12 protein-coding genes are annotated in these 13,826 nt (G+C 71.5%); 9 read left to right on the forward strand and 3 right to left on the reverse strand.

The genetic code is table 11. The features are described from left to right. The first annotated feature begins 7 nt into the window (after window positions 1-7). From C693_RS0107735 to C693_RS0107745, 3 genes are all read left to right on the forward strand, one after another. A complete protein-coding gene (locus C693_RS0107735; RefSeq protein ID WP_017461691.1) occupies window positions 8-1,777 on the forward strand; it encodes a peptide-N4-asparagine amidase in 1,770 nt (589 codons plus the stop codon). Window positions 1,778-1,912: 135 nt separating this feature from the next. Next, the gene (locus tag C693_RS21350) at window positions 1,913-2,896 is read left to right on the forward strand and encodes an energy transducer TonB (RefSeq protein WP_017461692.1); all 984 of its coding nucleotides are present in this window, start codon (window positions 1,913-1,915) and stop codon (window positions 2,894-2,896) included. 80 nt (window positions 2,897-2,976) lie between these two features. Then, a complete protein-coding gene (locus C693_RS0107745; protein WP_017461693.1) occupies window positions 2,977-3,513 on the forward strand; it encodes a hypothetical protein in 537 nt (178 codons plus the stop codon). On the opposite strand, the gene C693_RS0107750 is transcribed toward C693_RS0107745, so the two are convergent. The 3 genes from C693_RS0107750 to C693_RS0107760 form a co-directional block, all read right to left on the reverse strand. Continuing rightward, the gene (locus C693_RS0107750) at window positions 3,502-3,831 is read right to left on the reverse strand and encodes a low molecular weight protein tyrosine phosphatase family protein (RefSeq protein ID WP_017461694.1); all 330 of its coding nucleotides are present in this window, start codon (window positions 3,829-3,831) and stop codon (window positions 3,502-3,504) included. The two genes, C693_RS0107745 and C693_RS0107750, sit on opposite strands and share 12 nt — an antisense overlap. Then, window positions 3,828-4,364 carry a gamma carbonic anhydrase family protein gene (locus C693_RS0107755; protein WP_017461695.1) on the reverse strand — a complete coding sequence of 179 codons (537 nt, stop codon included), beginning with the start codon at window positions 4,362-4,364 and terminating at the stop codon, window positions 3,828-3,830. The genes C693_RS0107750 and C693_RS0107755 overlap by 4 nt, the downstream gene beginning before the upstream one ends. Before the next feature lie 130 nt (window positions 4,365-4,494). Further along, a complete protein-coding gene (locus C693_RS0107760) occupies window positions 4,495-6,195 on the reverse strand; it encodes a patatin-like phospholipase family protein (RefSeq protein WP_017461696.1) in 1,701 nt (566 codons plus the stop codon). 107 nt (window positions 6,196-6,302) lie between these two features. Between C693_RS0107760 and C693_RS0107765 the strand changes: the two genes are divergently transcribed. The 6 genes from C693_RS0107765 to C693_RS0107790 all read left to right on the forward strand — a co-directional run bounded on the left by C693_RS0107765 (window position 6,303) and on the right by C693_RS0107790 (window position 13,798). After that, window positions 6,303-8,378: a M3 family metallopeptidase gene (locus C693_RS0107765; RefSeq protein ID WP_017461697.1), complete on the forward strand. Its 2,076-nt coding sequence runs from the start codon at window positions 6,303-6,305 to the stop codon at window positions 8,376-8,378. 206 nt (window positions 8,379-8,584) lie between these two features. Then, entirely contained in the window at window positions 8,585-9,766 is a 1,182-nt protein-coding gene (locus tag C693_RS0107770; protein ID WP_017461698.1) for a glycosyltransferase family 9 protein, read from the forward strand. 80 nt (window positions 9,767-9,846) lie between these two features. Next, window positions 9,847-11,529, forward strand: a complete 1,683-nt coding sequence (locus C693_RS0107775) for a hypothetical protein (protein ID WP_017461699.1) — start codon at window positions 9,847-9,849, stop codon at window positions 11,527-11,529. A 40-nt stretch (window positions 11,530-11,569) separates the two neighbouring features. Beyond that, window positions 11,570-12,349, forward strand: a complete 780-nt coding sequence (gene xth / locus C693_RS0107780; RefSeq protein WP_017461700.1) for an exodeoxyribonuclease III — start codon at window positions 11,570-11,572, stop codon at window positions 12,347-12,349. 5 nt (window positions 12,350-12,354) lie between these two features. Beyond that, a complete protein-coding gene (locus C693_RS0107785) occupies window positions 12,355-13,035 on the forward strand; it encodes a YecA family protein (protein ID WP_017461701.1) in 681 nt (226 codons plus the stop codon). A gap of 16 nt (window positions 13,036-13,051) precedes the next feature. After that, window positions 13,052-13,798 (forward strand): DUF4336 domain-containing protein, encoded by a 747-nt coding sequence (locus C693_RS0107790; protein ID WP_017461702.1) that lies wholly within the window; start codon window positions 13,052-13,054, stop codon window positions 13,796-13,798. Window positions 13,799-13,826: the final 28 nt, after the last annotated feature.

A 13,826-nucleotide genomic window follows, 5' to 3' on the forward strand; every position in this document is an offset into this window, starting at 1 on the left:
TACGCGCATGCTGCCGAGGGGATATTCGAAGTGCGGTCCGTGGTTGTGCGGGCTGCTGGGTGCGTTGTCGATCGCCGGCCCATGCGTGGCCGACGCCAGCGCGGTAGGTTCGACCAATGTCACCGTCGCCGATCCGGCGGTACCGCGACCGCCCGGCACACCGTGCGTGGTGACCTTGTTCAGCGGCGACAGCTTCGTCGATTTCAGCGACCACCCGTACAGCTACGCGCCGCCCAGCGGCTGCGGCACACACTGGGCCAAGGTGGTGCTGGAGGCTGATTTTTCCGTCACCGCCGGACGCCAGTTCGACCGCACTGCGCAGCTCTGGCTGGGTGGGGTGAACCTCTACTACGGCACCACCCAGGAGCCCTCGTCCACGGTCTCGCCGAGCTGGCACGTGGAGCGCGACCTGACCGACTACAGCGCCCTGCTCCGTCAGGCCGGCACTGGCCGCGCGGTGCTGGGCAACGTGGTCAACGGCACCTACACGGGCGTGATCCACGGCAGCGCGCGTCTGTTGTTCTATCCGGCCTCGTTGCGGGCTCCGGGGGCCCTCACGCCTGACAGCGTGCTGCCGCTCGGCAGCGATGCCGTCGGCAACGCCACCCTGCTGGACACCTCCGACAGCCCGCTGTCGAAGACGCTGACCTTGCCGACCAACATCGATCGCGCCTATCTGGACGTCATCGCGCAGAGCCAGAGCAGCGACGAGTTCTGGTACACCTGCGTGCCCGACAGCTACGCGGCCGAAGTGCAGGAGTGCGGCGGCGGCAACTTCCGCGAGGCGGAGGTCAGCATCGACGGGCAGCCGGCCGGCGTGGCTCCGGTCTATCCATGGATCTACACCGGCGGCATCGATCCCTACCTGTGGCGGCCGACGCCGGGCGTGCAGACGCTCAACTTCATGCCCTACCGGGTCGACCTCACGCCGTTCGCCGGGCTGCTCAGCGACGGCAACCCGCACACCGTGGCGGTGAATGTCGCCGGCGCCAACCACTACTTCCTGGCCAGCGCCACGCTGTTGCTCTACCGGGATCCGCACCTGCGCCGGGTCCGCGGCGGACTGCTCCGCAACACCCTGGCCGGACAGGCGCCGACGCCCACCATCGGCGACACGCTGGTGACCGACACCGACGGCAACGTGAGCGGCGCCATCACCACCCGCCTCAGCCGGCATTACGTGATCGCGGGATACGCCATTACCTCGCACGGGCGGGTGGACAGTACGGTGGATCAGACCGTGGCGTTCACCGACACGCAGAGCTTCACCATCGACGCCAGCACCTATCGCCAGGTCACCGACCAGCTCACCTCGGTGGACGGCGTCAGCCGCCACCGCATCGGTCGCCACCTCGTCGGCGAGTACCGCCAGCGGCTCCGCTATCCGCTGCATGTCGACTACAGCTTCGATTCCACCAGCGATGGCGGTTACGCCATGGCGACCCAGGTGCACCAGGGTTACACCAACGACATCCGCCGCGAATTCGGCGGGCGCACGCTGTACGCCGCGCACGTCAGCAACACGGTGGACGCCGGCGACACGCTGGACTTCGACGGCAGCTTCAACGTGACCGGCCACAGCGGCCAGCAGAACGCGCAGAGCTTCGCCTTCCGCGATTCGCTCGGCGGCTGCTACCGCAGCGACGTGGCCAGCGCCGACGGTGTGGTCACCGACGACGCCACCGGGGTGGGCTGCCCGGACGGCCAGAGCCACGTCTACTGGTTCACCCGCCCGGACGGCTCGCCAGGCAGCGGAAGCGCCTTGCTCGGCTGGTAGTCCCGTCGCCGCTGCCGTGCCCGCACGGCAGCGGCACTCCGGCCCGATGGCGGGTCGCCACGCGATCGCAACATCGCCTGACTACCCTGCGCGCCGCCGGTATGCCTGCCGGTGCCGACGATCCCCGGTCAGCCCATGCTCCGATCTTCCATTCCCGCGCGGCGTCGCAGCCAGCGCGGCGTCACCCGTCCGGCCCTCGCCGTGGTCGTGCTGCTGCTGGCGCTGGCCGGCGTGTTCGTTCACGCGTGGTGGCAGCGCATCCGTCACGATGCCCCGCCGCCGGCCGCGCCGATGGCCAGCGCCGCTACCGGAAGCGTGGCTCGCCCGGCCGAGGCGCTACCGCCGGATGCGCTGCTGCGCGCGGCGCGCGCCGATGTCGCCGCGCAGCACCTGCTGGCCCCGGTCGGCGACAACGCATTCGAGCGTTATCTGGTCCTGCGCGCCCAGCCGTCTTCGCGCGGGGTCGCCGACGATGCCCTGCGTGAACTGTTTCCGTACGCGGCGGACCAGGTGGCGGCGACGATCCGCGACGGCCATACCGACGAGGCGAAGCGCGAGCTCGACCTGCTCGCTCGCGCCGACCCGGCCAACTACACGTTGACCCTGCTGCGCAACCAGCTCGCCGCGCAGGAGGCACAGCTCGCCGCGACGGCCGCTGCGGCAACCACGGCAAACAGTCCTTCCGCCGCGGTGCCGGCGCCACGACGCGAGCCGCCGGCGCCAACCGTTGCAGCGGTGCCCGTACCGGAAAGCCGTCCGCCCGCGTCGACGATGCCCGTGCCGCCGCCGGTCGCCCGGATCGCGCCATCGCCGAAGCCCGCGGCGGCGGTCGCGGTGGCACCGGCGCCCCGCGTGACCCCGCCGGTGCTGCTGCGCCGGGTGGAGCCGTACTATCCCCAGGCCGCGCGTCGGGCCCGCCGCCAGGGGTGGGTGGAGCTGGCCTTCACCGTGCTGCCCGACGGGCGGGTGGACGCGGTACGCGTGCTGCAGGCCGAGCCAGGCAGCATGTTCGACCTGGCCGCGACCACCGCGGTGCGCCGCTGGACCTTCAAGCCGGCGACACGCGACGGCCGACCGATCGCGATGGACCTGCACCAGCGGCTGGACTTCCGCCTGTAACGCGACCACGCGCCATCGTCACGGCGATGACATGCGTGCCCCGCACCATGCCTGGCTGGCCCCGACCGAGAGTGATATCCATGCAGCCCCTGATACCGGCCGCGTGCCGGGAGATTCCGCGCCGCGCCGCCCTGCTCGTCCTGATGGCCATGCTCGCGGCGTGCGGCGCGCCGCATGGCGGCAGCGGTTCGTCCGGCGCAGACAGCGCCGGCGGTTCGAACAACGATGGCGTCGGTATCCTGCTCAACCTGGCCGACGACGCGCTGAAGGACCACCGGCTGATCGCCCCGGCCGGTGCCAACGCCTACGAGTTCTACCTGAGCGTGCTCGAGCTCGACCCGGCCAACCCCACCGCACACCGGAACCTCGCCGACCACCTGCCGCAGGCCACCGAGGCGGTGGAGAAGGCGATCAACGGCCGGCAGCTGGACGAGGCGGCGCGCGAGCTGCGCCTGCTGCGCGAGGTGGACAACAACAACTTCACCGTGCAGCTGCTGGCCGGCAAGCTCGACGCGCAGCGCGCGATCGTGGTGCGCGAGGATGAAGCGCGGGCGGCGGCGATCCGGGCCAGGGCGGAGGCGGCCGCCAGCGGTTCGGGCAGCGCCTCAGCGCAGTAGCGGACCGACGCGCCGCTCGAGCAGCGCGACCAGCTCGGGCTGCATGAAATCGTAGTCGTCGGGAATGTCGAGGGTGACCACCCGCTTGCCCTTGAGCCGATGCGCGAAGCGCTGGCGCAACCGCCGCGCGTGCTGCCGCTCCATCACCACGACGAGGTCGGCCCAGTCCAGCTGTTCGGCATCCAGCGGCGTGTCGGCGTCGTCGGCAAGGCCGGCAGAGTCGACCTCCAGTCCGGGCCGGCCAGCGAACAGCGCCGCCGCGGTGGGACTGCGCAGCCGGTGCCGGCTGCACAGGAACAGTACGCGCCGCAGCGTCATCCGGCCTCGGCCAGGTAACCGTCCTTGATCCGCACGTAGTGGTCGGCGGAGTAGTGCAGCTGCTCGATCTGCCTGTCGCTGAGCAGGCGAACGCAGCGGGCCGGGTTGCCCAGCCACAGCTCGCGCTCGCCGACCACCTTGCCCGGCGGGATCAGGCTGCCGGCGCCGACGAAGCCGTATTTCTTCACCACCGCGCCGTCGAGCACGGTGGCGTGCATGCCGACCAGGCAGTAATCCCCGATCGTGCAGGCGTGGATCACTGCGCCGTGGCCGACGGTGACGCCCTCGCCGATCACCGTGGGAAAGCCGCCAGGCGAATACGGGCCGTCGTGGGTGACGTGCACGACGGCGCCGTCCTGCACGTTGCTGCGCGCGCCCACGCGGATGAAGTGCACGTCCCCGCGCAGCACTGCGCCGGGCCAGATCGAGACATCGTCGGCCAGCTCGACGCAGCCGATCACGGTGGCCGCCGGATCGACGTAGACGCGCTGGCCGAGGGTGGGGGTGTGGTGCTGGTAGGTGCGGATGCTCATGGGGGCATTCTAGGAGTGAGTGGAGAGGAGTGAGGAGTGAGAGAAAAGCGGCTCCCCCACGCTTTGGCTCTCTCTCACTCCTCACTCCTCTTCCCTCACTCCTCACTCCTCACTCCTCACTCCTCTTCCCTCACTTCTCGCTCTCCAGCACCTCCACCGTCGCGCGGTAGCCCGCTTCCACCGCCCGCCGCCAGTCCTTCCAGTCGAGCACGCCGACGTGGTCGAGCGACGGGGTGACCAGCCGGTGGGCCAGCGCCCGGCGTTCCAGCGCCGCCGCCTCGCCGCTGACCATGCCCGCGCGCACCAGGCTGGACACCAGCCCCGGACGGCGGTCGCGCTCGAGCAGCACGCGCCACCAGGGCGGGGTGACCGCCTCGTCCACGCCGGCGCGCAGGGTGATCTCGGCGCGGATGTCCAGCGCGGTGATGTGCGCCAGCCCGTCGGCCGCCATCACGTCGGTCGGCAGGTTGTTCGCCAGCGCGCCGTCCACCAGCACCTCGCCGTCCTGCAGCACCGGCGGCAGCACGCCGGGGATCGCGCTGGACGCGCGCAGTGCCAGCCACAGCGGACCCTGTCGCAGCACCCGCGGGCCGGCGCCGGACAGGCTGGTCGCGGTGGCGAAGAACGGCACCGGCAGGTCCTCGATCGCCAACGCGCCGAACGTGCCGCGCAGGGTGCGCGTGGCGCGCGCGCCGCGGGTCAGGGCGACCAGCGGCACGGTCCAGTCCGACAGCAGCCGCCCGCGCAGGAACGCGTTCACGCAGCGCGACTGCCACTCGTCGATGTTCCATCCGGCCGCGATGCCGGCGCCGACGATGGCGCCGATGCTGCTGCCGCCGATCGCATCGAACCGGTGGCCGGCCTCGGCGAGCGCCCGCAGCGCGCCCAGGTGGGCCAGTCCGCGCGCGCCGCCGCCGGCCAGCACCAGCCCGCGACCGTGACCGCTGACCAGGCGCGCCACCCGGGTCATGTCGGCGGCGCGGCAGACGTGGTGGTGCATCAGCTCGCCGCTGAACACGGCGCGCCAGCGGGCGGCACTGCCCAGCGCGACCCGGTGCCCGGGGTGGATCAGCAACAGGTGCCGCGGCCGGTGCCTCGCGGCGGCCGGATGGGCCAGGTCCGGCCAGGGGCGGGCCGGGTCGTTGGCGCGGGCGGCCGGCAGCAGCACGTCGGCCTGGCGCAGGCAGCGTCGCCGCCAGGCCGGGTCTTTCGACTCGTCCAGATAGATGACGAACCGGGCCCGGGCTTCACGTTCGGCGAACCAGTCGGCGCTGCGGTCGCGACCCTGCTGGGCATCGAGCACCACGGCGCTGCCGAGTGCTTCCAGTTCGCGTGCCAGCTGCATGGCCAGGGTGCGCGCCGGTACCCCGGCATCGGCCGCCACCAGGGCGAAGGTGCGCGGCGAGTCGGTGGTCTGTTCTTCGCGCACCCGCGGCTGCATCCGCGCGACCGTTTCGCGCGCCAGCTGCAGCAGCAGGTCCGGATGGCGATGCAGCAGGGCCTCGAAGGTGGGGCGATCCAGCCGCAGCAGTTCGCTGTCGCGCAGGGCGCGCACGGTGCGATGACGCCTGCCGTCGCCGAGCAGGCTGGCTTCGCCGACGCTCATGCCCGCGCCGAGTTGCCGGACCAGGTGGGTCGGCCCGTCGAATACGCCGAGGCTGCCACTGGCCACCAGATAGAGCGCGTCGGCCGGCTCGCCGGCCTTGAACAGGGGCCGTCCGCCTGGCAGCCCGAGTCGCACCATGGCGGCACCCAGCGCCCGCCGCGTCGTCGCATCCAGGCGGCCGAACAGCGGATGCTCCAGCAGCAGGTCGGCAGGGGCGCGGGACATCCGGACGATGCTAGGCGGCGAATGTGACAGCACGGTGCCGCAGCCCGCGCCGCCGCTTGATTTCACCCCCGGCGGTCGCCACGCTGGACCACCACGTAGGAGATCCCATGGCTTCCGAACCCGCCCCCACCGGCAACCCCCTGCTGTCCGACGCGCCGCTGCCGCCGTTCTCGGCGATCCGTCCCGAGCACGTGGGTCCGGCAGTCGATACGCTGCTGGCCGATTACCGCGCCGCCATCGCCGCGATGACCGCGCCAGACGCGCCGCGCGACTTCGACACCGTGATGCTCGGCCAGGAGCGGCTGGAGCAGCGGCTGGCGCGGGCGTGGGCCCCGGTCGGCCACCTGCACTCGGTGGCCGACACGCCGGCACTGCGCGACGCCTACGGTCCGGCCGAGGAAAAGCTCACCGATCACGCGCTGGAGCTGGGCCAGAACCGCGACCTCTACGCCGCGGTGCAGGCGCTGGCCGACGCGCCGGCGTTCGCCACCCTGCCGCGCGCGAAGCGGGCGCTGGTCGAGCATGCGCTGCGCGACTTCCGCCTCTCCGGCGTGGCGCTGGAGGAGCCGGCGCGCAGCCGCTTCCGCGAGATCGGCGTGGCGCTGTCCAGGCTCGGCACCGAGTTCTCCAACGCCGTGCTCGACGCCACCGATGCGTGGCACCAGCACATCACCGACGAGCGCGACCTGGCCGGCGTGCCCGAGTCCGGCCGCGCCGTGCTGCGCCAGTACGCGAAGGAACAGGAACTCGAGGGTTTCCTGGTGACGCTCAAGCAACCCAGCGTGCAGGCGGTGCTGACCTACGCCGACAACCGCGACCTGCGCGAGCGCGTGTACTGGGCCTACCAGACCCGCGCCTCGGACCAGGGGCCGGACGCCGGCAAGTACGACAACTCCGCGCGCATCGACCGGATCATGGCGCTGCGCCACGAGGCCGCGCAGCTGCTCGGCTTCGCCAACGCGGCGGAGGAGTCGCTGGCGACCAAGATGGCCGGGTCCACCGACGAGGTGCTGGCCTTCCTGCGCGATCTGGCCGCGCGCGCCAAGCCGGTCGCGCGCCGGGAGCTCGACACGCTGCGCGAGTTCGCCAGCCGCGAGCTCAAGCTCGACAACCTCGAGCCCTGGGACGTGCCTTACGCCTCGGAGAAGCTGCGCCAGAAGAACTTCGACCTCGACGAGGAGCAGCTCAAGCCGTACTTCCCGCTGCCGGCGGTGATCGACGGCCTGTGGGCGATCACGCAAAAGCTGTACGGCGTCACCCTGGCCGCGCGCGACGATGTCGACGTGTGGCATCCGGACGTGCGCTATTACGACGTGGTCGACGCCGACGGCCGGGTGTTCGCCGGCGCCTACGTCGACCTGTACGCGCGCAGCGGCAAGCGCGGCGGCGCGTGGATGGACGTGTGCCGCGCGCGCTTCGACGATGGCGCGGCGAAGCAGCTGCCGGTGGCCTTCCTCACCTGCAACTTCGCGCCGCCCACCGAGGGCAAGCCCGCCCTGCTCACCCACGACGACGTGCTCACCCTGTTCCATGAGTTCGGCCACGGCCTGCACCACCTGCTGACCGAGGTGGACCTGCCCTCGATCGGCGGCATCGACGGGGTGGAATGGGACGCGGTGGAACTGCCCAGCCAGTTCATGGAGAACTTCGGCTGGAACCGCGAGGCGCTCGACCTGTTCGCACGCCACTGGCAGACCGGCGAGACGCTGCCGGAGGGGCTGTTCCAGCGCATGCTCGCCGCGCGGCATTTCCACGCCGGCCTGTTCCTGGTGCGCCAGCTCGAATTCGCGCTGTTCGACTTCCTGCTGCACCGCGACTACGACCCCGCCCAGGGCGCGCGGACGATGGCCGTACTCGAGCAGGCGCGCAAGGAGGTGGCGGTGCTGCACCCGCCGGCCTGGCAGCGCTTCCCGCACGCCTTCAGCCACATCTTTGCCGGCGGCTACGCGGCGGGTTACTACAGCTACCTGTGGGCGGAACTGCTCAGCGCCGATGCCTTCGGCGCGTTCGAGGAGGCCGCGAAGGCCGACGGCAGCGTGATCGATCCGGCCACCGGCGCGCGCTTCCGCCAGGAGATCCTCGCCGTCGGCGCCAGCCGCCCGGCGCTGGAGAGCTTCGTCGCCTTCCGCGGCCGCAAGCCCGAGCCGGAGGCGCTGCTGCGCAGCCACGGCCTGATCGACTGAGCACGGTCGCTTTCCGGCTCCCCGGTGGCCGGGATGCGGTGAAAGCCGGAAGAAAACCGCGTCGCTTCTAGTAGGCCTGTCGCCGGAGGCAGATCGAGCCGGCGACAGGCTCGCTCGACCCTCGACGATGATCCCGCCGACCGGCGTCCGGTCGGCGCGGCTTCGTGCGGGCCGGCGATGGCAAAACCTTGCCGTGTCTGCGTCCCATGCCCAGCGCCAGGCCACCGGTGGTCATCCGCTTCGCCCGACTGGGCGATACCGTGCTGCTGCAGCCGCTGCTGCGCCTGCTGCATCGACGTCACCGGGAGCCCTGTGTGCTGCTGGCCCTGGGCGAGTGCGCACACGGACTGTACGACGGGCATCCGGACGTCGGTCGGGTGATCGCCCTGCGCACCCAGTCCGGCCCGCTCTGGCTTCATCCGGAGCGCCTGCGCGCGGTCGGAGTGCTGCGTGCGCTGCGCGATTCGCCGTTCTACGTCTGCCAGAACGAGCCGCGCTTCAGCACGAAAGTGCTGCCCATGCTCCGGCGGGCAGGCATTCCCCGCGAGCACTGCAGTTTCATCGGGGAGATGCCGACGGTAGCCGGGGAACACGAGATCGACTGGCTGCTGCGCTTCGGCGATCGCCTGCCGCCGGCGTTCCTGGACGCGGCCGGCGCCGGGGTGGTGGAGGACGTGCCGCGCGCCCCGGAGCTTCCGCTCGCCGACGGTGACCGCATCGAGTGCCTGGACTGGCTGGGCCGGCGCGGCTGGCTGGGGCGCCCGCTGGTGCTGTTGCAGCCGTCCAACAAGCGAACCATGCGCTGGAACGGCGTGCGCGATGCCGCGGACGACGACAAGGCCTGGCCGGCCGAGCGCTGGGGTGCGCTGGCACGCGCCATCGCGGCGCAGTTGCCGGGGGCGCGCATCGTGCTGTGTGGTGCACCCGCCGAGCGCCGTCATGTGGAGTCGATCCGCGCCGCTGCCGGCTGTCCGCAGCTGGTGTCGGCGTGTGGTGAGCTGCCGTTGCCGCGGATGAAGGCGCTGCTGGAACTGGCGCACTCCATGGTCTCGGTCGACACCGGTCCGGCTCATCTGGCCGCGGCGATGGGGTGTCCGCTGGTGGTGATGTTCGGCGCGCGCTGGCCCAGCCAGTGGACCCCGCGCAGCGGCAAAGGGTCGCCGGTCACGGTGCTTGGCGGCCTGCCGGACGTGTTGCGCGTCGACGCCTTGTCGATCGAGAGCGTGTTCTCGGCTTGGACTTCGCTGGCTTGGCAGCTCGCTGCTTCCGCACCCCTCGTCACTTCCGCACCGACGGGCGCTTCGTCGATCGCGGAGTGGCTTCGGGAGATCCCGGGGGCGCCATCGTCGAAGCGACGTTCGCCGCCGGGAACGCGGCAGGAGCCCTGATCGGCTCGTGACCTCTGGGGCGTGTACACGAGCGCCGCCGCCGCTTCAATGGAAGCTGGTTACGACACGGATGCCCGAGGATGAAACGTTTGCTGCCGACGCTCGCTGTGCTGTGGCTGATGCACGCCGCGCCGATCCACGCGGCCTGCGTGCCGGTGAAGGTGCACTACGACGCGAAGACGCAGGTGGTGGAAGCCGCCGTGACCCTGCCCCGGGGCGTGGATACCCTGGCGTTGCGCGACCTCGCGTCCTACCACCGCACGAAGCTGTGGACCTCGCCGGACGGCTCGGCGCGGATCGGCGAGACCACGCTGACGGCGGCCGCGCCAGGGCAGCGCACCCTGCACCTGCGCATGGACGTGCACGGCGCCGCGCCGCTCGAGGACCGCGCGTATGCGCCCTGGCTGCGCTTCACTGACGGCACCGTGGCGGTGTATGCGCCACTGTTCCTCGCCGCGTCGGACAGCCGGATCGAACTGTGTCCGCGCTGGGTGCCTTCGTCGGGACAGCAGGTGATCGGCTACGGCCGCGCACAGCCGACACCGCTGGCGACCGACATGGCCGCGCCCGAGGGGTACGTCGCGTTCGGCCGGCCGCTGGTGCTGCGGCACGGCGCGCTGATGCTGGTGAGCGATCACGGCACGCCGGCCTGGGTGCGCGGACGCATCGCCCGCGAGGCGCCGGCACTGGTCGACCGGTATACGCAGTCGATGGGGCCGGCGCGGGTGCCGATGCTGTTCGTCTTCAACCGGCCGCTGCCGCGTGGCGCGCGCGACTTCAGGGGCGATCACCTGCCCGCCTCGATCACTCTGGGCCTGTTCGGCGATGGCTGGAGCCAGGTCGCCCCGGACAGTGCCGACCAGCTCACCCGCTTCCTCGCCCACGAGCTGTTCCACAGCTGGGATAGCGGTCCCGCGCTGGGTTCGCCGGAAGGCGAGGCGCTGCTGGCCAAGGAAGGTGGCGCCGACCTGGCCAAGATCTTTGCCGGTGGCGCGGTGCTGGGCCAGTCGCGGCAGGCGATCTGGGACGCGGTGGCCCGATCCTATGACAGCTGCCTGCTGCAGCTGCCGCACGACATCAGTGTGGCCAGGGCGCTGGAGCGTCCGCAGCCGGGCGCGATGCCTTATGCCTGCGGCGCGGCACTGATGTCGGCGCTGGCGGTGGCGGCCGATCCCGCCGACCCGGCGCACGGCTATTTCGGCCTGTGGCGCGCGCTCCGCCAGTCGCGCGCGCGGCATCCGCGCGACGGCTACCGCTGGCAGGACCTGATGCCACCCTCGCTCGCGCCGTCGGTGCGGCGTCTTCTGGAGCAGGCGGTGGCCGAGCCGGGGGCATTTGCCCCGAAGCTCGAGCAGGCGTGGTCGTCGCTGGGGGTGAAGGTGCAGCCGGTCACCACCCTCGATGCCGATACCCGCCGTACCTACCTCGGCAAGGTGATGATGCATCTGATGGCGGCGGATTGCGGCGGCACCGTGAGCTTCTGGAACGATCCCGACGGCTTCCGCCTCGACCAGCCGCTGCCGCGCTGCCACGCACTGCACGCCGGCGCGCGGGTGATCTCGATCCTCGGTGAGCCGCTGGCTTCGGCCGACCCGCTGGCGCTGGCCCGCCGCGTACGCGCACGGTGCATCGCCGGCAAGCCGGTACCGGTCGGCTACGCGGCGGAGCACGGCCAGCCGGCGCCTGCCGATTCGCCGCTGCATTGCGGCACGCCCCTGCCGATGCCGCCGGTGCCGGTGCGGCTGGTGGCCCCGTCCGGCTGACCGCGGAGCGGCCTCCGGGCCGCTCCCTTACAATGCGCGGATGAAGATCGCCAGCTGGAACGTCAACTCGCTCAACGTGCGTCTGCCGCACCTCACCCAATGGCTTGCCGACGCGCAGCCGGACGTGGTGGCGCTGCAGGAAACCAAGCTGGAGGACGCCAAGTTCCCGGTCGATGCGCTGGCTGCGGCGGGCTACCGCGCGGTGTACTCGGGCCAGAAGACCTACAACGGCGTCGCCCTGCTCGCCCGTGCCGACAGCCAGCCCGACTTCGCCGACGTGGTCACCGACATTCCCGGACTGGACGATCCACAGCGGCGCATCCTCGCCGCCACGGTCGGCGAATTGCGCGTGGTCGACCTGTACGTGGTCAACGGCAAGGCGGTCGGCGACGAGAAATACGCCTACAAGCTGGACTGGATGCAGCGCGTGCGCGAGTTCCTCGCCGCCGAGCTGGAGCGCCACCCCAAGCTCGTCGTGCTGGGCGATTTCAACATCTGCCCGGACGACCGCGACGTCTACGATCCGGTGGCGTGGGGCGAGGACATCCTGTGCTCCCCGCCCGAGCGCGCCGCGCTGAAGGCGATCACCGACCTGGGACTGCACGACAGCTTCCGCCTGTTCGAAACCGAGGCGGGCCACTTCAGCTGGTGGGACTACCGGCAGGCCGCCTTCCGGCGCAACATGGGCCTGCGCATCGACCTCATCCTGATCGGCGAAGCCCTCAAGCCGCGCGCGCGCGCCGCCGCAATCGACCGCGAACCGCGCCGCTGGGAGCGCCCTTCCGACCACACGCCGGTCACGCTGGACCTGGACATCTGACACGCATGAACAACGCATCGAACGACTGGCCCAGCTCGCTGGACGACAGCGAACTGGACGAACTGGACCGGTACCTGCGCGCCCACGCCGAGGGCGACCACCTGCTGCTGGACGGCGTGCACGGCCTGCTCTCGGCGCTGGCGGTGGGGCCGATCCTGGTGACTCCGGAGGAATGGCTGCCCGAAGTGCTGCACCAGCCCTTCGCCGACGAGGACGAGGGCAACCGTGTGCTGGCCCTGCTGGCCAAGCTCAACGACTCGATCGAGGCCGAACTGGACGTGGACGCCTACGAGCCGATCCTCGGCGAGATCGACACCGAGCTGGGCCCGGCACTGAGCGCCGCGGGCTGGTGCGAGGGCTTCAGCCGCGGCATCGACCTGCGCGCCACGCTGTGGGAGAAGCGCCTGGCCGACGACCCCTCGCTGATGGAGCTGCTGGGTCCGGTGATGGCGCTGGCCGTGGACGAAGGCGTGCTCAACGCCGATGCCGAATTCGAGAAGCTCAGCGACGACGAGTACGACGAGTGCCTGGCGCAGCTGCCGGCCGTGCTCGGCGCGGTCAGCCGCTACTGGCAGGAAAACCCGGCTACCGAAGCCGAGCTGGAGGCGCTGGCCCGCACCGCCCTGGCTCCCGAAGACGAGCACCCGGCGCCGCCGCGCCAGCGCAGCGGTCACTGGGTGCACTGAGACCCCGGGCGCGGCCGTGTCGTCGCTCGGACTGTACGAACCGCTCAACGTGATCAAGCCCGTCGCGTCCGGGTTCTGGCTGGTCGATGGCCCGGAGATCCGCATGGCGGTGCCCGGTGGCCGCCTTCCTTTTCCCACCCGCATGACCGTGGCCCGGCTCGCCGACGGCGGGCTGTGGTGCCACTCGCCGATCGCGCCGGACGCCGGCCTGTTCGCGGCGATCGACGCGCTGGGACCGGTGCGTCACCTGGTATCGCCGAACATGCTGCACTACGCCCACATCGCGGCGTGGAAGCAGCGCTATCCCGATGCCGTAGCGTGGGCCTCGCCCGGCGTGCGCGAACGCGCCGCCAGCCAGCGCATCGCAGTGACGTTCGATGCCGGGCTGGGCGATGCGCCACCGCCGGCCTGGGCAGACACGCTGGACCAGCTGCACTTCCGCGGCAGCCGCGTGCTGGAGGAGATCGTGTTCCTGCACCGCGACAGCGGCACGCTGATCCTCACCGACCTGATCGAGAACTTCGAGCCGTCCCGCCTGCCGCGTGCGATGCGCCTGCTGGTGCGCCTGGCCGGCTCGCTCGATCCCGACGGCAAGGCGCCGGTGGACATGCGCCTGACCTATGTCGACCGCAAGCGCATCGCCCGCGCCTGCCTCGAGCGGATGCTGGCGTGGCGGCCACGCCGGGTGATCCTGGCGCACGGCCGCTGCTATCTGCAGGACGGCGAGGCCGAGCTGCGCCGCGCCTTCCGCTGGCTGGCTTGAGCCGCCGGCGAAACGATCCGTTCGCCGG

This window comes from Dyella ginsengisoli LA-4 (assembly GCF_000334915.1).
Taxonomy (GTDB): Bacteria; Pseudomonadota; Gammaproteobacteria; order Xanthomonadales; family Rhodanobacteraceae; genus Dyella_A; species Dyella_A ginsengisoli_A.